Genomic DNA, 25,138 nt, shown 5'->3' with positions numbered 1-25,138 from the left:
TGTTCGTTCAGGAGGGTGAAGAATCAGGAATGGTTGGCGCCTGGTGCGGGTCCGGTGAATCCGGATTTGGTGACCTGGAACGCTTCGCCGAGGAACCGCCGCAGATCGTCGTGCGGAGCGAGCCCCTCGGTCCACATCTCCAAGGCCACGCGCAAAGTACAGAGCGCGCTGGAAAAGACGAGTCGCTCGAACAGACCCAGCTCGGTGGACGCACCGCGCGCGGCGATCACCTCGCCGAACCGTTCCTTCTGGACGAGGGTCAGGTCGCTGTGGTCCTTGTGCGCGACCATCGTCGGCTCGGTCTCGAGCAGCTTGATCAGGGTGACAAATTGGTCGGGTACGGCATTGGTGTCACAGGCGATCTCGGTCAACGCGTACTCGACTGCATCCCACAGGGATTCATCCACCGGTCGGGATTCGATGAGGTCGGCCATCCGGCCGAGGACGTCGCCGACAAAGTAGATGAGTGCATCCTCTTTACCCGCGAAGTAGTTATGGAAGGTCCGCGCCGAAACGCCCACCTCGGCGGCGACGGTATCGACCGACACCGACTCCAGCCCACCAACGGTGGCATGACGGAGCACCGCGGTGGCCAACGCAATCCGGGTCGCGGCCTTCTTGGATTCACGTAGACCCATTTGCTCCATGTACCCAGAATACGGAACTTGCACCACTCTGCAAATTTTCTCCGGGGTGCAACATTGACTGGTCGGTCACAGCGCAGGGTGATCGGTGACTCACGTCACCGACGGTCGACCGGGCCACGGTCACCAGCGACCGCGCACGTGTCAGCGACCCAGGAAGCGGGCCGTCCTTTTCTCCTTGAATGCAGCGACACCTTCGGCGAAATCATCGCTCTGCCACAACGCCACCTGGTTCTCGACCTCGTCATCGAGCACATCGAACCGATTGCGCTCGGGCCTGCCCATCTGGGATTTGATGGCGGCCAGCGCCAGTGGCGGGCCCTGCGCCAATCGGTCCGCGTCCGCCAGAGCGGATTCCAGAGCGGTCCCCGGCTCGACCACCGAGTCGGCCAGACCCAGTCGACCGGCTTCTTCACCGCCGATGCGCCGCGGCAACATCAACAGTTGCTTGGCTGCAGGTAGTCCGATTCGGGCCGGCAGGCTGACGGAAATGCCCATGTCACCGGACAGGCCGACGGCGGTGAAAGTGGTACCGAATGAGCTGTCACGAGCGGCCACCACCCGGTCACAGCCAAGCGCCAGTCCCGCACCGGCGCCGAACGCCGGGCCCTCCACCGCCGCGACCACGGGCTTGGAGCCATTCCAGATCGCTCTGATCACCCGCTGCGCTGCCTCGAGTCGCGTTCGGGCCTGATCCGGGGTCAGCGGGCCCATCGTCGAGATGTCTCCGCCGGAACAAAACGCGCCACCGGCACCGGTGATCACCAGCGCCCGGACATCGGCGTCGTCCATGGCCTGTTCGATGGCCTCGGCAAGGGCGTACCGCATCGGAAAGTCGATGGCGTTCCGCAGATGTGGACGGTTGAGGGTGATCAGCCGCACCGCGCCGCGATGATCGACGAGAACCGGCCCACTGTCTGTCGACGAATCACTCATCAGGTGTTGTCCCCCGGGTCTTCGGTGCGCAAGCAACTACTGGATTCCTATCAGCGCAGGGTCCGCGACGAACTCGGTTCGGAGGTTCCCGGGCAAACGGCCGCGGTTCGATACGGTTGGCGCATGCGCGCAGCAATCTCCAGGCTCCTCGGAGCCGCGGTTGTCGCCGGAGCCCTGGCTGTCTCACTGTCCGCCTGCTCCGGCGATTCCGCACAATCGGATGGCACGACATCGACCCAGCCGCAGTCGGTTGCCACCGACGCGACACCGACGAAGACCGGTTCGACGGTGTCCCAGAACTCGAACGCACCCGCGGTTCCGGGCCCGTCGTTGCCGCCGGCCACCTCGATTCCGGAATCCAAGCGTCTGCCCGACCTCGGAGGGACGCGGTGCGACACCGTGAACGGCCCGGACGGGACGTTGCACGTGGTCATCCTCGGCGACGGTTCGATCGACTGCGCCGTGGCCATGAAGATCGCCAAGGAATATGCGCCCATGATCGCCACTGGCAAGGCCCAGCAGGTGCACGGTTGGGACTGCGGCCCCTCGCAAACCCGCGGAGTTCTCTCGCGCTGCATCATGGGCACCGACACCATTGCATTCTCGATCGAGTAACCCATGTCCACATCAACCTCACGTGACGCCTACTTCGAAGCCGGCCTCGAAATCCTGGCGACATCCGGATACGGCGCACTGAAGCTGTCCGAGGTCTGCCAAAGTCTGAGCGTCACAACCGGATCGTTCTATCACTTCTTCAAGAACTGGGGCGAGTACACCGAAGCGCTGTTGCAGTACTGGCTCCAGACCAGGACTGTCCAGGAAATGGAGTACGCCCGGTCGATAGCGAGACCGTTCGAGCGGGTGAGCGCGCTGGTCCAGATCGGGCTTTCGCTCCCGCACGGAGCCGAGGCCGCAATCCGGACCTGGAGCAACGTCAGCGGTGATGTCCGGCCGATCCAGGAGGCAGTGGACAAGAATCGTTACGACATCTTCTACGAGTCGACCCTCGAACTCGTGGGGGATCCCGAGCAGGCACACCGGTTCGCCAACTGGGCCCTGTACCTACTCATCGGTTACGAACAGGCAAGCCTGCCCCGCGACATCGCCTCCCTGGAGTGGGTCGCCAAACAGTTGCTCGATGCGATTGCAGCACAATCTGATTCGAATCCCGTCGACTGACGGTCAACAGATTCGAGTCGGGACCAGTCCACATCAGGTGCGGCGGCGAATACCAGGTGTTCGCACAACCGCACCAGATGAGGAGTACTCCGATGATCCGAATTGCGCGCACAACCGCAGGTGTTCTCGCTGCCGCCGGGGCCGCGGCCATCGCATTCGCGGCCGCACCAGGCGCTTCCGCCGCTCCGCAGGTCTCGGTCTGTCCAGGCCTGCCCGGACAATACACGTCCGCTGAAAACTGCACGGTCAGCTCCGGGCCGACCGGCCTGACCTTGGCCATCACGGTCGACGGCGGTGTGGCCACGGTGTCCGGCGACAACTTTTCCGGGCCGGCGGCAATCGCACTCGGACCCGGAGCCGTAGTGAACATGACGGGCCAGAATCCCGGATTGTCGATCGGCATCGCCGGACCCGGCGGCACGGTGGAAGTCAACGGTGTCGACCCGGCTAGCTGCACCGACGGCCCCGGATTCGCGGGCGACTTCCAGACCTGGTCGGGTTGCTTGAACGACGGCATGAACGAGATTCCGCTGGGCTAGCCGTTCACTTAGCCCTATCGCTCCATCCCCCGGTTGCTCTATGTTCGAGTTGCCGCATGCACGGCGTTCGGATCGACCGACGCACAGGCATCCGGGGATGGAGTGGTAGTGCAACGGACGGTGTTCAACGAAGAACATGAGGCGTTTCGCCAGGTCGTCCGCGATTTCATCAGTCGCGAGGTCGTACCTGTGCACCACGAGTGGGAGGTGCAGGGGCATCCACCCCGCGAGTTCTACAACCGCCTCGGCGAGCTGGGCATCCTCGGTATCGAGGCCCCCGAGGAGTTCGGTGGCGGCGGCTCGGACTCCTTCAAGTTCACCGCGATCGTCACCGAAGAGGCGGCCCGCGCCGGCGTCACGTTCGGCTCGTACTCGGTGCATTCGAATCTGATCCTGCCGTACCTGGTCGAATACGCGACCGAAGAGCAGAAGAAGCGCTGGCTCCCCGGATTCATCTCCGGCGACATCATGACCGCGATCGCGATGACCGAGCCGGGCACCGGCTCGGACCTGGCCAACATCGCCACCACGGCCAAGCTGTCCGAGGATGGTGAGTACTACCTCCTCAACGGGTCGAAGACCTTCATCACCGGCGGCGCACTCGCCGACCTCATCCTGGTGGTCTGCCGCACCGCGTCCAGCACCTCGGAGAACCGGCGCGGGGGGCTGAGCATCCTGTGTGTCGACACCACCTCCGAGGGTTTCTCGGTGGGCCGCAAGCTCGAGAAGATCGGCCTCAAGGCCTCCGACACCGCCGAGTTGTCGTTCGACAACGTGCGGGTGCCGGTCACCGACCGTCTCGGCGACGAGGGTGAAGGGTTCAACTACCTCACCCACAACCTCGCCCAGGAGCGTCTGACCATCGCGCTGCAGGCCTCGTCCGCCGCGCAGGCCGCACTGCAGCACGGCATCAACTACGTGAAGGAACGCACCATCTTCGGCAAGCCGTTGTCGTCGTTCCAGAACTCCAAGTTCGTTCTCGCCGAGTGCGCCACCGACGTCGATGCCATCGTGCTGATGGCCGATCGCGCGCTGGAACTGCACGATGCCGGTCAGCTCAGCGTGCCCGACGCCGCGAAGGCCAAACTGTTCTGCACCGAGGGCGCCGGCCGGGTGATCGACAAGTGCCTGCAGCTCCACGGCGGCTACGGTTACGTCACCGAATACCCCATCGCCCGCCTCTACGCGGACACCCGCGTCTCGCGCATCTACGGCGGCACCAGCGAGGTCATGAAGACCATCATCGCGAAATCGCTTGGTATATAACCTCTTTCGTTCGTCAATTTCAACAAACTGATCCAGGAGTGAAACGCATATGCGTGATGCAGTAATCGTCGACGCCGTCCGCAGCCCGGTGGGCAAACGCAATGGCGGACTTGCCGGAATCCATCCGGTCGACCTGTCGGCACAGGTTCTTCAGGCCCTGGCCGCCCGCAACAACCTCGACCCCGCGACCGTCGACGACGTGATCTGGGGTTGTGTCTCCCAGGTCGGCGAGCAGGCCGCGTCCATCGGCCGGTACTCGGTGCTGGCAGCCGGATGGCCGGAATCGGTGCCCGGCTTGACCGTCGACCGCCAGTGCGGGTCGTCGCAGCAGGCCGTTCATCTCGCCGCGGCCGGCGTCATCGCCGGACACTACGACATCGCCGTTGCCGGTGGCGTCGAGTCGATGTCCCGGGTCGTCATGGGCGCAACGCGTGCCGGTGGGCTGCACGGCGAGCCGTACGGCCCGATGGTCCGTGAGCGCTACAACCACTTCGAGTTCAATCAGGGCGTCGGCGCGGAGATGATCGCCGACGAATTCGGTCTGAGCCGCGCCGATCTCGATCAGCACGCCCTCGACTCGCACGAACGCGCCGGTGCGGCCATCGACGAAGGTCGTTTCAAGGACCAGATCGCGCCCATCACGGTGACGAACGAAGATGGGACCACCACGGTGGTGACCACCGACGAAGGTGTCCGACGCGGCGGTACCCTGGAGAAGCTCGGTGCGCTCAAGACCCCGTTCAAGGAAGACGGCGTCATCTCCGCGGGCAATGCCTCGCAGATCTCCGACGGATCGGCCGCGCTGCTGGTGACCACCAGCGAGATCGCGGCAGCCAACGGCTGGACGCCGCTGGCCCGGGTGCACTCGGTGTCCGTCGTCGGCGCCGACCCGATCACCATGCTCAAGGGACCGATCCCGGCAACGGCCAAGGTCCTCCAACGCGCCGGGATGTCGATCAACGACATCGGAACCTTCGAGATCAACGAGGCATTCGGCTCGGTGTCACTGGGCTGGCAGCGCTCCACGGGCGCCGACTACAGCCTGCTCAACCCGGAGGGTGGCGCCATGGCACTGGGCCATCCGCTCGGTGGATCGGGTGCTCGCCTGATGACCACGATGATTCACCGCATGCGTAACAACGGGATTCAGTTCGGCCTGCAGTCGATGTGCGAGGGCGGCGGCATGGCGAACGCCACCATCCTCGAATTGGTCTGAGTTCTCAGGCCGACCTGACCAACCCTGTCCGTGCAGGCTTTTCGTCCGAATACCGGTGTTGCAGCACCGGTGTGGAATCGGAAAGCCTGCACGGATCGGGTCACTCTCCGGTGAAGTCCCCCACGCGACGCTCGTTGAAGGCGGCCAGGGCCTCCCGATGGTCCTCGGTGGGATGGGACAGCGCTTGCAAGGCCGCTGACAATTCCAGGAATCCGTCGAAGTCCTGCCGCCCGGATTCGCGCAGCAGACGTTTGGTGGCCCGCAGTGCGTGCGGCGGGTTCACCGCCACCCGCGCGGCCAATTCCTGAGCTGTGGCCAGCAACTCCTCCGGTTCGACGACCCGCGAGACCAGGCCCCACTCCAGAGCGGTTGCAGCGTCGACGCGATCGCCGGTGTACGCCATCTCGGCAGCGCGCGCGGCGCCGACCGCCCGTGGCAACAGCCAGGCGCCGCCGTCGCCCGGGATGATTCCGAGCTTCACAAAGCTCTCCGCAAAGAAGGCCTTGGTGGAGGCGACGCGCATGTCGCACATCAGCGTCAGGTCGCAGCCCGCGCCCACCGCCGGTCCGTTGACGGCCGCGATGATCGGTACCTCGCAGGTGTACACCGCCCGCGCCAACCGCTGGATCCCACGCCGGTAGCCCTGGAAGATCTGGTGCGGCTTCCCGCCGAACATGCCGTTGCGGTCGACCATGTCCTTGACGTTGCCGCCCGCGGAAAACGCACTGCCGGCGCCGGTGAGGATGACCACGCGCGTTTGCGGATCGACATTCACAGCGGCGACCAGCTCCACGAGGCGGTTCACCACATCGTCCCCCGAGATCGGGTTGCGGCTCTCTGGCAGGTTCAGCGTCCAGGTGGTGACGTGACCCTCGGTCCGGGCAAGAACAACATCGTTCGCAGCAGTCATCCCGCGATCCTATCCACCCTGCAATCCCGGTAGACGCGACCACAGCCGAATACCCGGTTACCTCATTCGCCGACTGGAATCGCGTTAAAATTGCCCCGTTCTGTCGCGTCAGATTTGCCTCGCGCGCCGACACCCATCTCGACATTCGGCAGCGGTCGCCACAACCAGTTCCAGATTCGTTGCCATCGAATGGGATTCGAATGTTTGCAGTCATCGCGCGCATCGTTGTCGGTCATCCTTGGCGGGTCATTGCGGGATGGGTTGTGGTCGCGGTGGCCATCATCGTGTTCTCGCCAGATCTCGACGACCACACCAGCGGAAACAATCAGGACTTCCTGCCCACTTCGTTCGAGTCGATAAAGGCTCAGGAGCTGGGCACCGAATACTTCCCCGCCACCTCGGGCGCGACCGGCACGCTGGTGATCTCCCGAACCGACGATGCCGCCCTGTCGCCCACCGACCAGCAGGCCGCGCTCGGTCTGGCGACCACCCTGCAGAACGAGAAGATCCCCGGCGTCACCGCGGTCACCGGCAGCCCGCAGTCGTTCTCGCCCGACGGCAAGATCGCGGCACTGCAGGTCGCCTTCGCCGGTCAGCCCGGAGACGACATCGTCAACGACGCGGTTCCGCTGGTCCGGACGGCCGCCACCACGGCACTCGAGGGCACCGGACTAGAGGCAGGTCTGACCGGGAACGCGGCGATCCTGGTCGACAGCAACTCCGCCTACGACGACGCGGAGAACGTGATCACGATCGCGACCGTGGTCATCATCCTGCTCACCCTCGGCCTGGTGTTCCGCAGCCCGATCATCGCGGTCATGCCGATCATCGTGATCGGCGTGGTGTTCACCGCGGTCCGCGGCGTCACCGCCTTTGCCGCAGAACTGTTCGACTTCGAGGTGAGCACCTCCCTCGACGCCATCCTCGTGGTGGTGCTCTTCGGCGTCGGCACCGACTACATCGTGTTCCTGCTCTTCCGGTATCGAGAGGAGCTCAGGCAAGGCGACAACCACCACCACGCCCTGATCCTCTCGACCCGAGTGGTCGGACGGGTGGTGGCATCGTCGGCGCTGACGGTGATCGGAGCGTTCTCCGCACTGTTCCTCGCCGAACTCGGATCACTGAATTCGCTTGCGCCCGGGTTGATCATCGGCGTCGCACTGATGCTGGTGACCGCGCTGACGCTGATACCCGCGGTCTGCGCAATCCTCGGCAAACACCTCTTCTGGCCGCTGGGTCCGGGCCCCGAACCGAAGCGGTCGCCGTTCGGTCCGATCAGCCGATTCGTCGGGCACCGCCCCGTTGTCGTGGTGGTCACCATCGCCGCCGGGCTGATCGTGCTCGCGATCTTCAGCACCGGTTACAAATCCACCTACGACACCCTCGATGAAATGCCTTCCGACACACCGTCACAGGAGGCCTTCAACACCCTGTCGGCATCATTGCCGCCGGGCGCGCTGAGTCCCACCCAGGTGTATGTCAAGACACCCGGCCCGGTACCGCAGGACGAATTGGCCACGCTCAGCACCGATCTCAGCAAGATCCCGGGTGTTGCCTCGGTGACGCCACCCAAGCTCAGCCAGGACGGGACCGCCGCACTCATCAACGTCATCCTGGTGGACGGCCCGTATACGGCCGAGGCGCTCGACCTCGTCGAAGGCCCGGTCCGGGACACCGCCCACAGCGCGATACCCGATGCCGAAGTGCTTGTCGGCGGCCAGACCTCAACACTTGTCGACGTCCGTTCCCAGCTGGGCTCCGACACCGCCCTGGTCTTCCCGGTCGCCGTGGTGATCGTCGGCGTCATCCTCGGCCTGCTGTTGCTGTCCGTACTCGCACCGCTCAACCTGCTTGTCTGCGTTGGTCTGACATTCGCCGCCACCCTCGGTGCGCTTGTCATCGTCTTCCTGCACGGCGCCGGATACGAAGGCATCGACTTCTCGACCCCGATCGTGCTCTACCTCTTTGTGGTGGCGATCGGCACCGACTACAACATCTTGCTGGCCGAACGACTCCGGGAAGAGTTCCAGAACGGCCATACGCCCGCCGAGGCCGCCAGGATCTCCATCTCCAACGACGGACCCACCGTCTCGGCGTCCGGCACCATCCTCGCGCTGACGTTCGCGTCCCTGACGCTCACCGGCCTCGAGAACCTCCAGGAGCTCGGCGCCGGTGTGGCCATCGGCGTCCTGCTGGCCTCGCTCGTGATGGCACCGATGTTGGTCCCGGGCCTCTCGGTACTACAGCGGAGTGCCTTCTGGTGGCCGGCCAACAAGACCAAACCCCCTGCGGCCGATACAGATGCGCGAGTAGCATCGGCGACGTGACCGAATCACCGGTGCGCACCAACAATCGCCTGGATGTCAAACGTGTCCTCGTCTACAGCGACGACGCGAGCACCCGCAGGCAGATCATCGCCGCCCTCGGAGACTTCCCACCCGACGGCCTCGACCCCTTTCTCTACGTGGAGGTGGCCACCGGCCCCGGCGTGATCCGCGAGATGGACGCCGGAAGTGTCGACCTGGTGATCCTCGACGGCGAAGCGGCACCGGCCGGTGGGATGGGCATCGCGCGCCAACTGAAGGACGAGATCGACGACTGTCCGCCGATCGTCCTCCTCACCGGCCGTCCCGAAGATCGATGGCTGGCGGCCTGGTCACAGGCGGAGGCAGTGGTGTCACGCCCGATCGATCCCTTCGCGCTCACCAAAGCCGTGGTCACGGTCCTGCGTTCGGCTTCGTAGCCCCCTCGTCCGACCCCCTGCCTCACACTCCTCCCGACCTGTCGAGCGCGTCCTTATATGAGCGATCCAGATAACTGCAATTACAAATCGGCACGGCCATCCGGGCTCGTAACGGTGTCACCGTAGGCCCGGCCGACTGTAGTCTGTGGTTCAGATCACACACAGCCTCGTGTGGTCCGAGCACGAACATCGACCTGATTTGTCGGCTCTGTCCGAGCGTCGACACCCACTCCGCAACCACTCGCTGGGAAGGAGCAACCGCACACATGGACCTATACGTACCGATACTGGTACTCGGCCTGATCGCACTTGCCTTCGCGGTGGGATCAGCCGTTCTCGCGGGCGTCGTCGGTCCCCGTCGATACAATCGCGCCAAACTCGAGGCCTACGAGTGTGGGATCGAGCCCATTCCAAATCCCCTGGGCGGCTTGGGAAACGACATAGCCTCGGGAGCCGTTACCCGGCAGCGCATTCCGGTGAAGTACTACTTGACCGCGATGCTGTTCATCATCTTCGACATCGAGATCGTGTTCCTGTATCCCTGGGCGGTCTACTTCGACTCCCTGGGCCTGTTCGGTCTGATCGCGATGGCGCTGTTCATCTTCAACGTCTCGGTGGCGTACGCCTACGAATGGAGGCGCGGCGGACTGAGTTGGGACTGACGGCTCGCACGAGCAAACTGCCCGAAAGAGAGTGTCCATCATGGGTATTGAAGAAAAGCTCCCCAGCGGATTCCTGCTGACCACGGTCGAGGGTCTGGCCGGGTACATGCGCAAGGGCTCGCTGTGGCCGGCCACCTTCGGCCTGGCCTGCTGCGCGATCGAGATGATGGCCACCAGCGGCGGACGTTTCGACATCGCCCGTTTCGGAATGGAAGCCTTCCGGGCCTCTCCGCGGCAAGCCGACCTGATGATCGTCGCCGGCCGGGTCAGTCAGAAGATGGCGCCGGTGCTCCGCCAGATCTATGACCAGATGGCAGAACCGAAATGGGTTCTCGCCATGGGTGTTTGCGCGTCGTCGGGTGGCATGTTCAACAACTACGCCATCGTCCAGGGCGTCGACCATGTGGTACCCGTCGACATCTATCTGCCCGGATGTCCCCCGCGCCCCGAGATGCTGCTCTACGCAATCCTCAAACTGCACGAGAAGATCCAGGAGATGCCGCTTGGTGTCGATCGCGACGAGGCCATCCGCGCAGCCGAGCAGGCTGCGCTGTCGGCCACGCCGACCATCGAGATGAAGGGCCTGCTGCGATGACACCTCCGAGCACAGAAGGCGATTCCGGACGCGAGGCGATCGGCACCCGCCGGGGACTCTTCGGCGTCAGCGGCAGCGGTGACACCTCCGGTTACGGCCGGCTGGTCAGCCCGATCTTCATGCCCGACCGCACTCCCCGGCCGTACGGCGGCTATTTCGACGACGTGGTCGATCACCTCGGTCAGGCTCTCACCACGCGGGGCGCGCCGGGACTGGACGACGCAGTCGAGAAGGTCGTGGTGTTCCGCGACGAATTGACCCTGTACGTGCGGCGCGAGCATCTACGAGTTGTGGCCAGCGCATTGCGAGACGAACCCGCGCTGAGGTTCGAACTGTGCCTCGGCGTCAGCGGCGTGCACTATCCGGACGAGACCGACCGGGAACTCCACGCCGTCTACCCGTTGTTGTCGATCACCCACAACCGGCGCATCCGACTGGAAGTCGCTGTGCCGGATGCCGATCCACACATCCCGTCGCTCTATGCGATCTACCCGACGTGTGATTGGCATGAGCGAGAGACCTACGACTTCTTCGGGATCGTGTTCGATGGGCATCCCGCACTGACCCGGATCCAGATGCCCGACGACTGGGAAGGTCATCCGCAGCGCAAGGACTACCCCCTCGGCGGCATCCCGGTCGAGTTCAAGGGTGCCCGCATCGCACCGCCCGACCAGCGGAGGTCGTACAGCTGATGAGTACAACTGACAAAGATCCCGGGATTTACAGTGCGTCCGGCCAGGATTGGGATGACGTCGTCAATGCGGCCACCAGTGCGGGCGAGGAACGGATCGTCGTCAACATGGGTCCGCAGCATCCGTCGACCCACGGGGTGCTGCGGCTGATCCTCGTGCTCGAGGGCGAGACCGTCATCGAAGCGCGGTGCGGTATCGGCTACCTGCACACCGGAATCGAAAAGAACCTCGAGTTCCGCAACTGGACCCAGGGCGTCACGTTCGTGACCCGGATGGACTATCTGTCACCGTTCTTCAACGAAACGGCCTACTGCCTGGGCGTGGAGAAACTTCTCGACATCACCGACGCGATACCCGAGCGGGTCACCGTCATCCGCGTGATGTTGATGGAGCTCAACCGCGTCGCATCCCACCTGGTGGCCCTGGCGACCGGCGGTATGGAACTCGGTGCTGTCACCGCGATGCTCTTCGGCTTCCGGGAACGGGAACTGATCCTCGACATCTTCGAGATGATCACCGGCCTTCGGATGAATCATGCCTTCGTCCGCCCCGGTGGACTGGCCCAGGATCTCCCCGACGGCGCGGTCGAAAAGGTGCGCGAAGTGCTCCGGGTCCTGCCCGGGCGGCTTCGCGACATGGAAGATCTGTTGAGCGAGAACTACATCTGGAAGGCCCGGACGCAGGGCGTCGGCTATCTCGATCTCACCGGATGCATGGCTCTCGGCGTCACCGGGCCGGTACTCCGGGCCACCGGCCTCGCCCACGACCTGCGCCGGTCATCGCCCTACTGCGGGTATGAAAACTACGAGTTCGACGTCATCACCGATGACGCCTGCGATTCCTACGGCCGGTACCAGATCCGGGTCAAGGAGATGAAGGAGTCCCTCAAGATCGTCGAGCAGTGTCTCGACCGCCTGCGCCCCGGACCGATCATGGTGGAGGACAAGAAGATCGCCTGGCCGGCCGAACTCACCGTCGGCGAGGACGGCCTGGGGAATTCCCCGAAGCACATCTCCGACATCATGGGTTCGTCGATGGAAGGTCTGATCCACCACTTCAAACTGGTCACCGAGGGCATGAGAGTTCCGCCCGGTCAGGTCTACATCCCCATCGAATCTCCCCGCGGTGAGCTCGGCGTCCACATGGTCTCGGACGGTGGCACGCGACCTTATCGCGTCCACTTCCGGGATCCGTCGTTCACCAATCTCCAAGCGGTGGCGGCGATGTGCGAGGGCGGAATGATCTCGGACGTGATCGCCGCTGTGGCCGGGATCGATCCCGTCATGGGAGGTGTTGACCGATGACCGCCGAGCCCGTATTCATCGATTTCGGTACGCCGCGCGAGGTGGCCGCGGAGTCACACAGCTACCCCGACGATGTGGTCGCGCGACTGAACGACGACGCAACGCAGATCATGGCGCGGTATCCGAGCGCACGATCGGCATTGCTGCCGTTGCTCCACCTCGTACAGAGCGTCGACGGGTACATCACCCCTGCCGGAATCGGTTTCTGCGCACGACAACTCGACCTCACTCCGGCCGAGGTCACGGCCGTGTCGACCTTCTACTCGATGTATCGACGTAAGGAGACCGGCGACTACCTGGTCGGGGTCTGCACCAACACACTGTGTGCCGTGATGGGCGGAGATCAGATCCTGGCGGATCTGCACGAATACCTCGGTGTGGAGGCCGGTGAGACGACCTCCGACGGCTTGATCACGCTGGAACACGTCGAATGCAACGCGGCGTGCGACTACGCACCCGTGGTGATGGTCAATTGGGAGTTCTTCGACAATCAGACACCCCGATCCAGCCGCGACCTGATCGACGCGTTGCGCAGCGGTGAACAGGTGACACCGAGCCGAGGGGCCCCGCTGTGTAAGTTCCGCGAGACCGCGCGGATTCTGGCGGGCTTCCCCGACGAGCGTGAGGGTGCCTCCGACGCCGCCCTCCCCGGCGACCCGACCCTGGCCGGCCTGCGGGCGGCCAATGAAAACCCTTCCGGCACAGCAATCGGCGACGGGGTCTGAGATGCCACTGACACCAGTCCTGTCCCGATACTGGGACGAGCCGCGGTCCTGGACCCTCGACTCCTACCGGCGCCACGACGGCTATCAGGCCCTCGACAAGGCCCTGGGCATGGACCCCGACGACCTGATCGCCACGGTGAAGGAGTCGGGTCTGCGTGGTCGCGGTGGTGCCGGATTCCCGACCGGTATGAAGTGGTCGTTCATTCCGCAAGGTGACGGCAAGCCGCACTACCTCGTGGTCAATGCCGACGAGTCAGAGCCCGGAACGTGCAAAGACATGCCGTTGATGCTGGCGACACCGCATGTGCTGATCGAGGGGATGATCATCGCGGCGTACGCGATCCGGGCATCGCACGCGTTCATCTACGTTCGGGGCGAAGTGATCCCGGTATTGCGGAGATTGCAGACCGCGGTCGGCGAGGCGTACGACGCCGGACTTCTGGGCCGCGACATCCTCGGATCGGGATTCGACCTGGAGTTGGTGGTCCACGCCGGCGCCGGCGCGTACATCTGCGGCGAGGAAACCGCCCTGCTCGATTCCCTCGAAGGACGTCGGGGCCAGCCCCGGCTGCGCCCCCCGTTCCCGGCGGTTGCCGGTCTCTACGCCAGCCCGACGGTGGTCAACAACGTCGAGTCGATCGCCAGCGTTCCGCCGATCATCCTGCACGGCAACGAATGGTTCCAGAGCATGGGAACCGAGAAGTCGCCCGGGTTCACGTTGTACTCTTTGTCCGGTCACGTCACCACACCCGGCCAATACGAGGCACCGCTGGGGATCACACTGCGCGAATTGCTCGGGTACGCAGGTGGCGTCCGGGGCGGTCATGAGCTCAAGTTCTGGACACCGGGCGGATCCTCGACCCCGATCTTCACCGCGGAACATCTCGACGTCACCCTCGACTACGAGGGAGTCGGCGCTGCCGGTTCGATGCTGGGCACCAAGGCATTACAGATCTTCGACGACACCACCTGCGTGGTCCGCGCGGTCCTGCGGTGGACCGAGTTCTATGCCCACGAGTCGTGCGGCAAGTGCACGCCCTGCCGCGAGGGCACTTACTGGCTGGTCCAAATCCTGAGGGCGCTGGAGGACGGCACCGGCACCGAAGGCGATCTGAAGAAATTGCTCGACGTCTCCGAGGCCATCCTCGGCAAGTCCTTCTGCGCGCTGGGAGATGGCGCGGCCAGCCCGATCATGTCCTCTCTCAAATACTTCCGCGACGAGTACATCGAGCACGTCCGCGGCGGAGGATGCCCGTTCGATCCGGCCACGTCCACGTTGTTCGAACCGGTAGGTGCCCCATGACGCTGACCAACAATTCATCCTCCGAAGCGGCCGTCACCGACCTGGTCGCCGTCACCATCGACGGCACCGAGCTCAAAGTTCCCAAGGGCACGTTGGTGATCCGGGCGGCCGAGTTGATCGGTGTGCAGATCCCCCGGTTCTGCGACCACCCCCTCCTCGATCCGGTCGGCGCCTGCCGGCAATGCCTCGTCGAGGTCGAGGGCCAGCGCAAACCTCTGGCCTCCTGCACGACCACCGTCTCCGACGGCATGGTGGTCCGGACGCAACTGACATCACCGGAGGCGGAAAAAGCGCAGCGCGGTGTCATGGAACTGCTGCTGATCAACCATCCCCTCGATTGCCCGGTCTGCGACAAAGGCGGCGAGTGCCCCCTTCAGAATCAGGCGATGTCCAACGGGCAGGCCGAATCCCGGTTCGAGGGCGCCAAACGTACGTTCCCCAAGCCGATTCCGCTGTCCTCGGAAGTCCTCCTCGACCGCGAACGCTGTGTGATGTGTGCGCGCTGCACCCGATTCTCGGATCAGGTGGCCGGCGACCGGTTCATCGATCTCCTCGAACGCGGCGCCCAGCAGCAGGTCGGGATCGCCGACGATGCACCTTTCGAATCGTATTTCTCCGGCAACACGGTGCAGATCTGCCCGGTCGGTGCGCTGACCGGTGCGGCCTATCGATTCCGGGCCCGCCCTTTTGATCTGGTCTCCAGCCCCAGTGTGTGCGAGCACTGCGCCGACGGCTGTGCACAACGCACGGACCACCGGCGGGGCAAGGTGCTGCGCCGCCTGGCCGGCGACGACCCCGAGGTCAACGAGGAGTGGAACTGCGACAAGGGCCGCTGGGCGTTCACGTACGAGACATCGCGGGACCGGATCACGACTCCGCTGATCCGGAACGCCGACGGCAACCTGGTCACCGCGTCGTGGCCCCAAGCGGTTGCCGCTGCGGCTGCCGGTCTCAAGACCGCGGGCACCCGAGCGGGCGTACTGGTCGGTGGACGCACCACCGCCGAGGATGCCTACGCCTACGGGAAATTCGCCCGAACGGTATTGGGCACCAACAATATCGACTTCCGCAACCGGGCACATTCGTCCGAAGAAGCGTCCTTCCTGTCGGCCCGGATCGCCGGACGCCCGATGGCCCTGACCTATTCGGATCTGGAGAAGGCGCCGACGGTACTACTGGCCGGCTTCGAACCGGAAGAAGAGTCACCGATCATCTTCCTGCGCCTGCGCAAAGCGGCTCGCAAGCGCGGATTGACCGTGATCTCGATCGCGCCTTTCGCAAGCAACGGCCTGCGGAAGATGTCCGGTGGCCTCATCAAGGTCGTCCCCGGCGCCGAACCCGCTGCGCTGGAACAACTTCGCACGTCCGATCACCTCAAGGCGCCGGGCGCGGTGATCCTCGTCGGAGAGCGGCTGGCACAGGTTCCCGGTGCGCTGACCGCGGTGGGCGAGCTCGCCGACGCCACCGGCGCGACAATCGGATGGGTGCCCCGACGGGCCGGTGAACGGGGAGCACTCGAGGTCGGTGCCCTCGGCAATCTCCTGCCCGGAGGCCGGCCGGTCAGCGACCCGGTCGCACGAGCACAGGTGCGGCAGGTCTGGGGTACGGAGGTGCCACCCACGCCCGGGCTCGATACCGCCGAGATCCTCGCGGCCGCGGCTACCGGCGACATCGGCGCCCTGGTGGTCGGAGGTGTGGAACTCGCCGATCTGCCCGACCCCGACGCGGCGCTGGCCGCACTTGCCGCAGCCCCGTTCGTGGTGAGCCTCGAAATGCGGGAAAGCACCGTCACCGACCTCGCGGACGTGGTGTTCCCGGTGTCACCGGTGGTCCGCAAGGACGGCACGTTCGTGGACTGGGAGGGACGTCCGCGCTCATTCGACGCGGCCCTGCCCAGCGATAGCGCGATGCCCGATCAACGCGTCCTCGACGCGATCTCCCGACGGATGGGCCGCGGCATTGACCTCCCTGATGCGATGAACGCACGCGACGAACTCGGCCGCCTCGGACCCTGGGACGGTGACTTCGAAACAGCCTCTGCGACCCCGTCTTCCGAGGTCCCTCGAACCCAACCCGGACAAGCCGTTCTCGCGAGCTGGCGGATGCTGCTGGATTCGGGCCGGTTGCAGGACGGTGAACCACATCTCGCCGGGACCGCGCGGCGCCCGGTGGTGAGACTGTCCGAGGCCACCGCCACCGAAAACGGAGTCCGGGGTGAAGAACTGGTCACGGTGAGCAGCGAACACGGTTCCATCACCTTGCCGCTGGAGGTCACCGACCTTCCCGATCGTGTCGTGTGGTTGCCGCTCAACTCACCGGGGAGCTCCCTCTACACCGCCCTCGGTCCGGTTGTGGGACAAGCGGTTCAGATCGCGCCGGCAGCGAGGGTGGAACGCTCATGACCGATCTGTCCGCCTTCGGCCACGACCCGTGGTGGCTGATCCTCGTCAAGGCCCTGGCGATCTTCGTCTTCCTGGTGTTGACCGTGCTGGTCGGCATTCTCGCCGAGCGCCGGGTGATGGCATGGATGCAGACTCGGGTCGGTCCCAACCGGGTCGGTCCGATGGGTCTGCTCCAAAGCCTGGCCGACGGTGTGAAACTCGCACTGAAGGAAGGGATCATCCCGGCCGGCGTCGACAAACCGATCTACCTGCTCGCACCGATCATCGCGGTGGTGCCCGCCATCATGGCGTATGCGGTGATCCCGTTCGGCCCGGAGGTGTCGGTCTTCGGGCACGAGACCCCGTTGCAACTCACCGACCTGTCGGTGGCCGTCCTGTACATCCTCGCGGTCACCTCCGTCGGGGTGTACGGCATCGTGCTCGCCGGCTGGTCTTCCGGATCCACCTATCCGCTGCTCGGCGGCCTGCGGTCGAGCGCGCAGGTGATCTCCTATGAGATCGCCATGGGCCTGACGTTCGCGGCGGTCTTCCTCGATGCCGGGACCATGTCGACGTCGGGCATCGTGGCGGCACAGGATGACACCTGGTACGTATTCCTGCTGCTGCCTTCGTTTGTCGTCTACGTGTTCGCCATGGTCGGTGAGACCAACCGCGCTCCCTTTGATCTCCCGGAGGCCGAGGGTGAACTGGTCGGTGGCTTCCACACCGAATACTCCTCACTCCGGTTCGCGATGTTCATGCTCGCCGAATACGTCAACATGGCCACGGTCTCGGCGCTGGCGGCCACCCTGTTCCTCGGTGGTTGGCATGCGCCCTGGCCGATTTCGCTCTGGGATGGCGCCAACTCGGGATGGTTCCCACTGATCTGGTTCGTGGCCAAGGTCTGGGGATTCTTGTTCTTCTTCATCTGGCTGCGCACCACCCTGCCCCGGCTGCGCTACGACCAGTTCATGGCACTGGGCTGGAAGGTCCTCATCCCGGTCTCACTGACCTGGGTGATGATCGTCGCCACCGTGCGCGCGATCCGCAACGAGGGGTACAGCGACGCCACCGCCGTCATCAGTGTGGCCGGGGTGGTCATCGCCCTCGCCCTGATCGTCCTGCTGTGGAAAGTGTTCCGCGGCAAGCGCGATCTACGTCGCGCCGAACCAGTACTCGTCGAACGCATGGTGCCGTTCGATGCCATGGCCGGCGGATTCCCGGTGCCACCGATCAAGGAGAGCAGCGATGCGTAACCCACTCGAGCCGCTGGCCGGCTTCGGCGTCACCTTCCTGTCGATGTTCAAGAAGAACAACACCGAGCTGTATCCAGAGGTGAAGACGCCCACCGCAGTCCGCTACCACGGCCGCCATCAGCTCAACCGGTACCCCGATGGACTGGAGAAGTGCATCGGATGCGAACTGTGCGCGTGGGCCTGCCCGGCCGACGCGATCTTCGTCGAAGGTGCCGACAACACCGAGGACAACCGCTACTCGCCGGGCGAGCGCTATGGCGTTGTCTACCAGATCAATTACCTGCGCTGCATCGGATGTGGTCTCTGTGTGGAGGCCTGCCCGACGCGGGCCCTGACCATGACCAACAACTACGAGATGGCCGACGACAATCGGGCCGATCTGATCTTCGGTAAAGACAAACTGCTCGCGCCACTCGCCGACGGCATGACACCGCCGCCCCACGCGATGGCCCCGGGCAGCACCGACGAGGACTACTACCGCGGCAATGTGATCGGCGAGGTGATGCCGCCGACCACGCCCCGGTGACACCCCGACGGTGACACCCCCGACGGTGACACCCCCGACGGTGACACCCCGACGACGAGACCTGAAGGAGATCCGCCAGTGAACAGTCTGTTGTCCGCACCGATACTCGCCGCTGAGCCGCTGACTCAGACGTCAACGACTGAAGCAGTGCAGTTCTGGATCCTCGGCACGATCGCCGTGCTGGGTGCGCTCGGAGTGGTGTGTTCGGCAAAAGCCGTGTACTCGGCAGTCTTCCTGGCGATGACGATGATCATCCTGGCCGTCTTCTACATCGCGCAGGGCGCACTGTTCCTCGGCGTCGCGCAGGTGGTGGTGTACACGGGCGCGGTGATGATGCTCTTTCTGTTCGTCCTCATGCTGGTAGGTGTCGATTCGTCGGATTCACTCGTCGAAACCCTTCGGGGACAACGCCTCGGCGCGATCATCGCCGGACTCGGATTCGGGATCCTCCTCATCGCCGGTGTGGGCAGCGCCTCCGTCACGGCGTTTGTGGGAGTCGAGGAGGCCAACGCCGGTGGCAACGTCGAAGGATTGGCGGAGATCATCTTCATCCGCTACCTCTGGGCATTCGAATTGACCGGCGCACTGCTGATCACCGCCACACTCGGTGCCATGGTCCTGGCCCACCGGGAACGCCTCGGCCCCAAGAGCTCCCAGCGGGAGATGTCGATCCAGCGATTCCGTGATGGTGACCGCACCACACCGCTCCCCAATCCCGGTGTCTACGCCCGCCACAACGCGGTCGACATGCCTGCACTGCTACCCGACGGCTCCTACTCCGACCTGTCCATCAGCGACGTCCTCGTCCCTCGCGACCCGACGGCACCCGGTCCCGGAATGCGCCGAACGGAGCGTCGCTCATGAATCCCGAGAACTACCTCTATATTTCGGTGCTCCTGTTCACCATCGGAGCCGGCGGCGTCCTGGTGCGGCGCAATGCGGTGGTGGTGTTCATGTGCGTCGAGTTGATGCTCAACGCCTGCAACCTCGCGTTCGTCACCTTCGCCCGGATGCACGGCAACCTCGACGGCCAGGTGATCGCCTTCTTCACCATGGTGGTTGCTGCCGCCGAAGTCGTTGTCGGCCTGGCGATCATCATGATGATCTTCCGCACCCGTCGCTCGACCTCGGTCGACGCCGCCGATCTGCTGAAACTCTGATCACGCCATGGACAAACTCATCTGGATTCTGCCGGCTCTCCCCCTCGCCGGAGCCGCGGTTCTGCTGCTGGGTGGCCGGCGCAGCGACAAGTGGGGACATCTGCTCGGCTGCGTCATGGCACTGGCCTCGTTCGCATTCGGCGTGGTCCTGTTCTTCGACATGCTCGGCAAGTCCGCCGACGATCGCTCGATGGATCAGACACTGTTCACCTGGGTGCCGGTCGGCGAGCTACAGGTCGACTTCGGTTTGCAACTCGACCAGCTCTCCATGTGCTTCGTGCTCCTCATCACCGGAGTCGGGTCACTGATCCACATCTACTCCGTCAGCTACATGTCATCGGATCCTGGACGACGCCGATTCTTCGCGTACCTCAACCTCTTTCTGGCGGCCATGCTGCTGCTGGTGCTCGCCGACAACTACCTCGGCCTGTACCTGGGCTGGGAGGGTGTCGGTCTGGCGTCGTACCTGCTGATCGGTTTCTGGCACGAACGTCCCACCGCGGCCGCCGCCGCGAAGAAGGCCTTCGTGGTCAACCGGGTCGGTGACATGGGCCTGGCGATCGGCATGATGATCATGTTCGCGACGTTCGGTTCGGTCGGATTCTCTGAGGTCTTCGGCGGAGCCGGCGAGGCCGGTGAAGGCACGCTCACGGCACTGGGTCTGGTGCTGCTGCTCGCGGCCTGCGGCAAATCGGCCCAGGTTCCGTTGCAGTCGTGGCTCGGTGACGCCATGGAAGGTCCGACCCCGGTCTCCGCGCTGATCCACGCGGCCACCATGGTCACCGCCGGTGTCTACCTCATCACCCGGTCCGGCCCGATCTTCAATCTGGCACCGAATGCCCAACTGGGCGTGGTGATCGTCGGTGCGGTGACCTTGCTGTTCGGCGCCGTCATCGGCTGCGCGAAAGACGACATCAAGAAGGCGCTGGCCGCCTCGACGATGAGCCAGATCGGTTACATGGTGCTCGCCGCGGGCCTGGGTCCGGCGGGGTACGCGTTTGCCATCCTGCACCTGATCACCCACGGCTTCTTCAAGGCCGGTCTCTTCCTCGGGGCCGGTTCGGTGATGCACGGCATGAACGACGAGACCGACATGCGCAGATTCGGCGGCCTGCGCAAGCTGATGCCGATCACGTATGTCACCTTTGGGCTGGGATACCTTGCGATCATCGGCATTCCGCCGTTCTCCGGATTCTTCTCCAAGGACAAGATCATCGAAACCGCCTGGGCGGCAGGCGGGGCCAAGGGCATCATTCTCGGCAGCATCGCCATCCTCGGCGCCGGGATCACCGGGTACTACATGACACGCGTGATGCTCTTGACGTTCTTCGGCGAGAAGCGATGGAAAGACGACACCCATCCGCATGAATCACCGTCCCTGATGACGGCACCGATGATCGTGCTCGCGCTCGGGTCGGTGTTTGCCGGTGGTCTACTGGTTCTCGGGAGCGCGCTTCAGGATTGGCTGGAACCCGTTGTCGGTGAAGAGCATGAGCACCTCGCCGTACCCGAGTGGGTGCTCATCGTCAGCACCCTGGCAATAGTGCTCATCGGTGTGGGTATCGCCTACCGCCAGTACGCCGGACGCACCATTCCCGAGGTCGCCCCCGACGACGTATCGCCGCTGACCGAGGCGGCCCGTCAGGATCTCTATGGTGATGCGCTCAACGAGGCCGCGTTCATGCGTCCCGGCCAAAAGCTCACCAGCACACTCGGTGTGGTCGACACCAAAGGCGTGGACGGCGTTGTCCGCGGTGTTGTCGCGGCGGTCGCGGCGGTCTCGGCAGGCACGCGCCGGCTGCAGACCGGGTTCGTCCGCTCGTATGCACTGTCCGTGTTCGCCGGTGCCGCCCTGCTGATCGCGATGATGATGGTGGTGAGTGTGCGGTGAGCGACGTTCCCTGGCTGACCCTTCTGTGGGCGGTGCCCGCCGTCGGGGCCGCGATCATCCTCACACTGCCACCCCGGATGCGCCAGCACGTCAAGTGGATCGCGCTGGGTACCTCGGCGGTGGTCCTCGCCATCTCGATCGGCCTCGCGATCGGCTTCGACACCGGTGGAGAGCAGTTCCAGTTCGTCGAATCCAAGTCGTGGATACCGGCTTTCGGTGCCAGATACGCACTCGGCATCGACGGGATCGCGCTCGCCCTGGTGATACTGACCGCGGTGTTGTTGCCGCTCCTGCTGATCGCCGGATGGAATGACGCCGACGCGGATCGCCGACGGGCCGCGCACCGCTACGTGGCCCTGATGCTGCTCGTCGAGGCAATGGTGATGATCTCGTTCACCGCACTCGACATCCTGCTCTTCTACATCTTCTTCGAAGCCATGCTGATCCCGATGTACTTCCTCATCGCCGGGTTCGGCGGTCCGCGTGATGCCGGAGAGCGGACCCGCGCGGCGATGAAGTTCTTGCTCTACAACCTCGCCGGCGGTCTGGTGATGCTGGCGGCGGTGATCGGCCTGTACGTGGTGACCACCGACCACGGAAGTGGCACCTTCGACTTCCGCGTGATCGTTGAAGCGATCTCGTCCGGATCACTCGACATCGATCCCACCGTGGCCAAGGCCCTGTTCCTCGGGTTCATGTTCGCCTTTGCGGTGAAGGCGCCGTTGTGGCCGTTGCACACCTGGTTGCCCGATGCCGCCGTCCAGGCCACACCCGCCGGCGCAGTACTCATGATGGCGGTGGTCGACAAGGTCGGGACGTTCGCGATGCTGCGCTACTGTGTGCAGTTGTTCCCAGACGCCACAAGGTATTTCACGCCGCTGATCATCATCCTCGCCGTGGTGGGCATCGTGTACGGCGCGATCCTCGCGATCGGGCAGACCGACATGATGCGGCTCATCGCCTATACCTCGATCTCGCACTTCGGCTTCATCATCCTCGGCATCTTTGCACTGACCAGCCAGGGCCAAGCCGGATCGACGCTGTACATGGTGAACCACGGCATCGCCACCGCCGCACTCATGCTCATCGCCGGATTCCTGGTGACCCGGCGCGGCACCCGCAACATCGCCGACTACGGCGGCGTCCAGAAGGTTGCGCCGATCATGGCCGGCACTTTCCTCGTCGCCGGACTCGCCACCCTCTCGCTGCCGGGCCTGGGACCGTTTGTCAGTGAATTCCTGGTTCTGATCGGCACTTACAGCCGCTACCCGGTGGCCGCGATCTGCGCGACGATCGCGCTGGTCCTGGCGGCCCTCTACGTGTTGTGGATGTTCCAGCGGATCATGACCGGACCGGTCACGAAAGGCAATGAACAGATCGGCGACCTGGGGCGCCGCGAGCTCATGGTCGTGACACCGTTGATCGCTCTGCTCCTGGTCCTCGGGATCTACCCCAAACCGATCCTGGATGTGATCGATCCGGCTGTCGGCCACACCTTGACCGTCATCCATGAACCGGACCCGACGCCTGCCGTCGCCGAACCCGACGGAGGAGGACCACGATGAACTCTGCTGTAGACGTGCTGCCGGCACCGTCCATCGAATACGCCCAGCTCTCCCCGATGCTGATCGTTTTCGGGGTGGCGGTGGCCGGAGTGCTGGTCGAGGCATTCGCACCGACCCGGTACCGCTACGGCGGGCAGTTGGTGTTGAGTATCGGTGGTCTGGCCGCCGCCTTCATAGCTGTTGTGGCACTTGCCGGTACCCGCGTATCCGCCGCTGTGGGTGCGGTTGCTGTCGACGGGCCCGCCCTGCTGCTGCAGGGCACCATCCTCGTGGTGTCGGCGTTGGCGATCCCGCTCATCGCGCAACGGACATCCGTCGGTGTCGCAGCCGATGTCGCGGTGGGTTCGACCGCCCCGGGCGGACGAAACGTTCTGGACGCGTTCACATCTGCGGCCGCGACCGTACCCGGCAGCGAGAACGAGCAGACCGCAACCCGGGCCGGGGTCATCCAGACCGAGGTCTTTCCACTGGTGATGTTCGCCGTGGGCGGGATGCTGCTGTTCCCCGCATCGGACGATCTGCTGACGATGTTCATCGCACTCGAAGTGTTGTCTTTGCCGTTGTACATGCTCTGCGGCCTGGCCCGCAGGCGTCGCCTGTTGTCGCAGGAGGCGGCACTCAAATACTTTCTGCTGGGGGCATTTTCGTCGGCCTTCTTCCTGTTCGGCGCCGCTTTTCTCTACGGGTATGCGGGATCTGTTCAGCTCGACGAGATCGCTGCCGCGATCACCGCAGAGTCCGGTGATCGGACCTTCGCATTGATCGGTGCCGGACTGGTCTCGGTAGGACTTCTGTTCAAGATCGGCGCGGTGCCGTTTCACTACTGGATCCCCGACGTCTACCAGGGTGCGCCCACCCCGATCACCGCGTTCATGGCGTCGGCCACCAAGATCGCGGCGTTCGGCGCCGTCCTGCGCGTTTTCTATGTCGCGCTGCCGGGACTGAAAGACGATTGGCGCCCGGTGATGTCGGTGGTCGCAATCGCGACGATGATCGTCGGTTCAGTTGTTGCGATCACCCAGACCGACATGAAACGGATGCTGGCGTATTCCTCCGTCGCGCACGCCGGATTCATTCTGACCGGTGTGATCGCCGTCAGCCGAGATGGTCTGTCGTCGACCATGTTCTACCTGGTGGCCTACGGTTTCAGCACGGTGGGAGCGTTCGCCGTGCTGACGCTCGTCCGCGACGATTCGGGCGAGGTGACCGCGATGGCGCGGTGGGCCGGCCTCGGACGTCGGTCACCAACGGTGGCAGCGGTTTTCGCGTTGTTCCTCTTGGCCTTCGCCGGAATCCCCTTGACCAGTGGGTTTGTCAGCAAGTTCGCGGTATTCCAGGCCGCGGCGTCCGGCGGCGCCGTACCCCTGGTGATCGTCGGTGTCCTAAGCAGCGCAATCGCGGTGGTGTTCTACATCCGGGTGATCGTGGTGATGTTCTTCACCGAACCCGACGCCGACGCCCCGCGGGTGGTGATGCCCAACCTCGCCACCTCCGTCACCATCGGGATCACCGCCGCAGCGACCATTCTGATCGGCATCTTCCCGCAGCCGCTGCTCGATCTTGCCGACGGTGCCGCGGTGTTCGTTCGCTGAGGTCGGACATCGAGTCGCTTTCGCAGTCACCCAACAGGTTTCGGGGACTATGC

At 64.5% G+C, this 25,138-nt stretch carries 24 protein-coding genes; 21 read left to right on the top strand and 3 right to left on the bottom strand.

The annotated features are described in order from the left end of the window. Positions 1-23 precede the first annotated feature (23 nt). On the bottom strand, positions 24-647 hold the full coding sequence (locus H290_RS28265; protein WP_051121937.1) for a TetR/AcrR family transcriptional regulator: 624 nt from the start codon (positions 645-647) through the stop codon (positions 24-26). Positions 648-788: 141 nt separating this feature from the next. Next, positions 789-1,580 (bottom strand): enoyl-CoA hydratase/isomerase family protein, encoded by a 792-nt coding sequence (locus tag H290_RS0110090; protein ID WP_028463015.1) that lies wholly within the window; start codon positions 1,578-1,580, stop codon positions 789-791. A 123-nt stretch (positions 1,581-1,703) separates the two neighbouring features. Between H290_RS0110090 and H290_RS28260 the strand changes: the two genes are divergently transcribed. The 5 genes from H290_RS28260 (at position 1,704) to H290_RS0110065 (ending at position 5,780) form a co-directional block, all read left to right on the top strand. After that, on the top strand, positions 1,704-2,195 hold the full coding sequence (locus H290_RS28260) for a hypothetical protein (RefSeq protein ID WP_036518582.1): 492 nt from the start codon (positions 1,704-1,706) through the stop codon (positions 2,193-2,195). A gap of 3 nt (positions 2,196-2,198) precedes the next feature. Continuing rightward, the gene (locus H290_RS0110080) at positions 2,199-2,759 is read left to right on the top strand and encodes a TetR/AcrR family transcriptional regulator (RefSeq protein ID WP_020106676.1); all 561 of its coding nucleotides are present in this window, start codon (positions 2,199-2,201) and stop codon (positions 2,757-2,759) included. A gap of 92 nt (positions 2,760-2,851) precedes the next feature. After that, entirely contained in the window at positions 2,852-3,298 is a 447-nt protein-coding gene (locus H290_RS0110075; RefSeq protein ID WP_020106675.1) for a hypothetical protein, read from the top strand. Positions 3,299-3,406: 108 nt separating this feature from the next. After that, complete coding sequence (locus H290_RS0110070) at positions 3,407-4,564, top strand: acyl-CoA dehydrogenase family protein (RefSeq protein ID WP_020106674.1); 1,158 nt, start codon at positions 3,407-3,409, stop codon at positions 4,562-4,564. Positions 4,565-4,613: 49 nt separating this feature from the next. Beyond that, positions 4,614-5,780 (top strand): acetyl-CoA C-acyltransferase, encoded by a 1,167-nt coding sequence (locus H290_RS0110065; protein WP_020106673.1) that lies wholly within the window; start codon positions 4,614-4,616, stop codon positions 5,778-5,780. A gap of 100 nt (positions 5,781-5,880) precedes the next feature. Here the strand turns inward: H290_RS0110065 and H290_RS0110060 are convergent, their stop codons facing one another. Further along, complete coding sequence (locus H290_RS0110060) at positions 5,881-6,690, bottom strand: crotonase/enoyl-CoA hydratase family protein (RefSeq protein WP_020106672.1); 810 nt, start codon at positions 6,688-6,690, stop codon at positions 5,881-5,883. A gap of 200 nt (positions 6,691-6,890) precedes the next feature. Here H290_RS0110060 and H290_RS0110055 point away from each other — a divergent pair, with 200 nt between their 5' ends. The 16 genes from H290_RS0110055 (at position 6,891) to nuoN (ending at position 25,085) form a co-directional block, all read left to right on the top strand. After that, the gene (locus H290_RS0110055) at positions 6,891-9,017 is read left to right on the top strand and encodes an MMPL family transporter (RefSeq protein ID WP_020106671.1); all 2,127 of its coding nucleotides are present in this window, start codon (positions 6,891-6,893) and stop codon (positions 9,015-9,017) included. After that, positions 9,014-9,433 carry a response regulator transcription factor gene (locus tag H290_RS0110050; RefSeq protein WP_020106670.1) on the top strand — a complete coding sequence of 140 codons (420 nt, stop codon included), beginning with the start codon at positions 9,014-9,016 and terminating at the stop codon, positions 9,431-9,433. Before H290_RS0110055 ends, H290_RS0110050 begins: the two co-directional genes overlap by 4 nt. A gap of 266 nt (positions 9,434-9,699) precedes the next feature. After that, a complete protein-coding gene (locus tag H290_RS0110045; protein ID WP_020106669.1) occupies positions 9,700-10,095 on the top strand; it encodes an NADH-quinone oxidoreductase subunit A in 396 nt (131 codons plus the stop codon). A gap of 40 nt (positions 10,096-10,135) precedes the next feature. Further along, positions 10,136-10,690 (top strand): NADH-quinone oxidoreductase subunit B family protein, encoded by a 555-nt coding sequence (locus H290_RS0110040; RefSeq protein WP_028463014.1) that lies wholly within the window; start codon positions 10,136-10,138, stop codon positions 10,688-10,690. Next, a complete protein-coding gene (locus H290_RS0110035; protein ID WP_020106667.1) occupies positions 10,687-11,382 on the top strand; it encodes an NADH-quinone oxidoreductase subunit C in 696 nt (231 codons plus the stop codon). The genes H290_RS0110040 and H290_RS0110035 overlap by 4 nt, the downstream gene beginning before the upstream one ends. After that, a complete protein-coding gene (gene nuoD, locus H290_RS0110030; RefSeq protein WP_020106666.1) occupies positions 11,382-12,686 on the top strand; it encodes an NADH dehydrogenase (quinone) subunit D in 1,305 nt (434 codons plus the stop codon). Before H290_RS0110035 ends, nuoD begins: the two co-directional genes overlap by 1 nt. After that, the gene (nuoE, locus tag H290_RS0110025; RefSeq protein ID WP_020106665.1) at positions 12,683-13,411 is read left to right on the top strand and encodes an NADH-quinone oxidoreductase subunit NuoE; all 729 of its coding nucleotides are present in this window, start codon (positions 12,683-12,685) and stop codon (positions 13,409-13,411) included. Before nuoD ends, nuoE begins: the two co-directional genes overlap by 4 nt. A 1-nt stretch (position 13,412) precedes the next feature. Further along, the gene (nuoF, locus tag H290_RS0110020) at positions 13,413-14,714 is read left to right on the top strand and encodes an NADH-quinone oxidoreductase subunit NuoF (RefSeq protein WP_020106664.1); all 1,302 of its coding nucleotides are present in this window, start codon (positions 13,413-13,415) and stop codon (positions 14,712-14,714) included. Continuing rightward, complete coding sequence (locus H290_RS0110015; RefSeq protein ID WP_020106663.1) at positions 14,711-17,116, top strand: NADH-quinone oxidoreductase subunit G; 2,406 nt, start codon at positions 14,711-14,713, stop codon at positions 17,114-17,116. The genes nuoF and H290_RS0110015 overlap by 4 nt, the downstream gene beginning before the upstream one ends. Then, a complete protein-coding gene (nuoH, locus tag H290_RS0110010) occupies positions 17,113-18,351 on the top strand; it encodes an NADH-quinone oxidoreductase subunit NuoH (protein ID WP_020106662.1) in 1,239 nt (412 codons plus the stop codon). Before H290_RS0110015 ends, nuoH begins: the two co-directional genes overlap by 4 nt. Beyond that, positions 18,344-18,877: an NADH-quinone oxidoreductase subunit NuoI gene (nuoI, locus tag H290_RS0110005; protein WP_020106661.1), complete on the top strand. Its 534-nt coding sequence runs from the start codon at positions 18,344-18,346 to the stop codon at positions 18,875-18,877. Before nuoH ends, nuoI begins: the two co-directional genes overlap by 8 nt. Positions 18,878-18,979: 102 nt before the next feature. Next, positions 18,980-19,741 carry an NADH-quinone oxidoreductase subunit J gene (locus tag H290_RS28255; protein ID WP_051121948.1) on the top strand — a complete coding sequence of 254 codons (762 nt, stop codon included), beginning with the start codon at positions 18,980-18,982 and terminating at the stop codon, positions 19,739-19,741. Continuing rightward, positions 19,738-20,037: an NADH-quinone oxidoreductase subunit NuoK gene (gene nuoK, locus H290_RS0109995; RefSeq protein ID WP_020106659.1), complete on the top strand. Its 300-nt coding sequence runs from the start codon at positions 19,738-19,740 to the stop codon at positions 20,035-20,037. The genes H290_RS28255 and nuoK overlap by 4 nt, the downstream gene beginning before the upstream one ends. Before the next feature lie 7 nt (positions 20,038-20,044). After that, complete coding sequence (gene nuoL / locus H290_RS0109990) at positions 20,045-21,928, top strand: NADH-quinone oxidoreductase subunit L (protein WP_020106658.1); 1,884 nt, start codon at positions 20,045-20,047, stop codon at positions 21,926-21,928. Beyond that, entirely contained in the window at positions 21,925-23,493 is a 1,569-nt protein-coding gene (locus H290_RS0109985) for an NADH-quinone oxidoreductase subunit M (protein ID WP_020106657.1), read from the top strand. Before nuoL ends, H290_RS0109985 begins: the two co-directional genes overlap by 4 nt. After that, entirely contained in the window at positions 23,490-25,085 is a 1,596-nt protein-coding gene (gene nuoN / locus H290_RS0109980) for an NADH-quinone oxidoreductase subunit NuoN (protein WP_020106656.1), read from the top strand. The genes H290_RS0109985 and nuoN overlap by 4 nt, the downstream gene beginning before the upstream one ends. Positions 25,086-25,138: the final 53 nt, after the last annotated feature.

The organism is Nocardia sp. 348MFTsu5.1, assembly GCF_000383535.1.
Lineage (GTDB): Bacteria > Actinomycetota > Actinomycetes > Mycobacteriales > Mycobacteriaceae > Williamsia > Williamsia faeni.
The sequence above is the reverse complement of the archived record's forward strand: the minus strand, read 5'-3'. Positions and strand labels throughout refer to the sequence as shown.

Excerpts from the sequence above, each read along its gene's own strand:
- H290_RS28265 (WP_051121937.1), bottom strand. The coding sequence starts at position 647 with ATGGAGCAAATGGGTCTACGTGAATCCAAGAAGGCCGCGACCCGGATT.
- H290_RS0110090 (WP_028463015.1), bottom strand. The coding sequence starts at position 1,580 with ATGAGTGATTCGTCGACAGACAGTGGGCCGGTTCTCGTCGATCATCGC.
- H290_RS28260 (WP_036518582.1), top strand. The coding sequence starts at position 1,704 with ATGCGCGCAGCAATCTCCAGGCTCCTCGGAGCCGCGGTTGTCGCCGGA.
- H290_RS0110080 (WP_020106676.1), top strand. The coding sequence starts at position 2,199 with ATGTCCACATCAACCTCACGTGACGCCTACTTCGAAGCCGGCCTCGAA.
- H290_RS0110075 (WP_020106675.1), top strand. The coding sequence starts at position 2,852 with ATGATCCGAATTGCGCGCACAACCGCAGGTGTTCTCGCTGCCGCCGGG.
- H290_RS0110065 (WP_020106673.1), top strand. The coding sequence starts at position 4,614 with ATGCGTGATGCAGTAATCGTCGACGCCGTCCGCAGCCCGGTGGGCAAA.
- H290_RS0110060 (WP_020106672.1), bottom strand. The coding sequence starts at position 6,690 with ATGACTGCTGCGAACGATGTTGTTCTTGCCCGGACCGAGGGTCACGTC.
- H290_RS0110055 (WP_020106671.1), top strand. The coding sequence starts at position 6,891 with ATGTTTGCAGTCATCGCGCGCATCGTTGTCGGTCATCCTTGGCGGGTC.
- H290_RS0110045 (WP_020106669.1), top strand. The coding sequence starts at position 9,700 with ATGGACCTATACGTACCGATACTGGTACTCGGCCTGATCGCACTTGCC.
- H290_RS0110040 (WP_028463014.1), top strand. The coding sequence starts at position 10,136 with ATGGGTATTGAAGAAAAGCTCCCCAGCGGATTCCTGCTGACCACGGTC.
- H290_RS0110035 (WP_020106667.1), top strand. The coding sequence starts at position 10,687 with ATGACACCTCCGAGCACAGAAGGCGATTCCGGACGCGAGGCGATCGGC.
- nuoD (WP_020106666.1), top strand. The coding sequence starts at position 11,382 with ATGAGTACAACTGACAAAGATCCCGGGATTTACAGTGCGTCCGGCCAG.
- nuoE (WP_020106665.1), top strand. The coding sequence starts at position 12,683 with ATGACCGCCGAGCCCGTATTCATCGATTTCGGTACGCCGCGCGAGGTG.
- nuoF (WP_020106664.1), top strand. The coding sequence starts at position 13,413 with ATGCCACTGACACCAGTCCTGTCCCGATACTGGGACGAGCCGCGGTCC.
- H290_RS0110015 (WP_020106663.1), top strand. The coding sequence starts at position 14,711 with ATGACGCTGACCAACAATTCATCCTCCGAAGCGGCCGTCACCGACCTG.
- nuoH (WP_020106662.1), top strand. The coding sequence starts at position 17,113 with ATGACCGATCTGTCCGCCTTCGGCCACGACCCGTGGTGGCTGATCCTC.
- nuoI (WP_020106661.1), top strand. The coding sequence starts at position 18,344 with ATGCGTAACCCACTCGAGCCGCTGGCCGGCTTCGGCGTCACCTTCCTG.
- nuoK (WP_020106659.1), top strand. The coding sequence starts at position 19,738 with ATGAATCCCGAGAACTACCTCTATATTTCGGTGCTCCTGTTCACCATC.
- nuoL (WP_020106658.1), top strand. The coding sequence starts at position 20,045 with ATGGACAAACTCATCTGGATTCTGCCGGCTCTCCCCCTCGCCGGAGCC.
- nuoN (WP_020106656.1), top strand. The coding sequence starts at position 23,490 with ATGAACTCTGCTGTAGACGTGCTGCCGGCACCGTCCATCGAATACGCC.